The 702-nt window shown below is 39.2% G+C and carries 1 protein-coding gene; it reads left to right on the plus strand.

The window, feature by feature from the left end; genetic code table 11:
• The coding region (locus tag DC53_RS00640) for an ISAs1 family transposase (protein WP_033032258.1) at window positions 1-681 on the plus strand (681 nt) is incomplete at its 5' end.
• Window positions 682-702: the final 21 nt, after the last annotated feature.

Here is a 702-nt window from a genome sequence, read left to right on the forward strand (position 1 = left end):
AAAAAGTCGAATGAAATAAAAGCGTTGCCAGAGCTGCTTGAATTATTAGAGATAAAAGGCTGCTTAGTAACGATTGACGCTATGGGGTGTCAAAAATCAATTGCAAAAAAAATAGTTGGTAAAGAAGCTGATTACTTACTTGCGGTAAAAGCAAACCATAAAAGGCTACTGTCACAAATAGAAGATGTGTTATTACCTGAGGTAGCACGACAAGCATCTGATGGGCTCTTGTTTAACAAAGCCGATTATCAAAAAAATAGAGAAGAATTTAGGTGCTGTGCAGTGAGCCATAACGTGAGCGGTTTATCAGAAACGACACACTGGGAAGGTGTAAAAACAGTGGGTGTTATTGTTTCTTATAGAAAAGAAAAAGGTAAATTAAGCAATGAGTTATGCTATAGATACTATATTAGTTCAGCGAATTTAACAGCGGAAGAACTCGCGAGAGGAGCACGACAACATTGGCAAATAGAAAATGGATTACATTGGCGTTTAGATGTAGGATTTAAAGAAGATGAGTGTCGAATTAGGCGCGAAGGTGCAGCACCTGTATTTGCGGGGCTGAGACACATCGCATTTAATCAGCTAAAAGCAGAAAAAAGCTTTAGTAAAGGCATGCCCGCAAAACAGAAAAAAGCTATGCGCAGTACAGCCTACCTTGAAAAGGTACTGAACGCATAGACTTTTTTCATGCTCTTGCCC

This window comes from Pseudoalteromonas fuliginea (assembly GCF_000690055.1).
Lineage (GTDB): Bacteria > Pseudomonadota > Gammaproteobacteria > Enterobacterales > Alteromonadaceae > Pseudoalteromonas > Pseudoalteromonas fuliginea.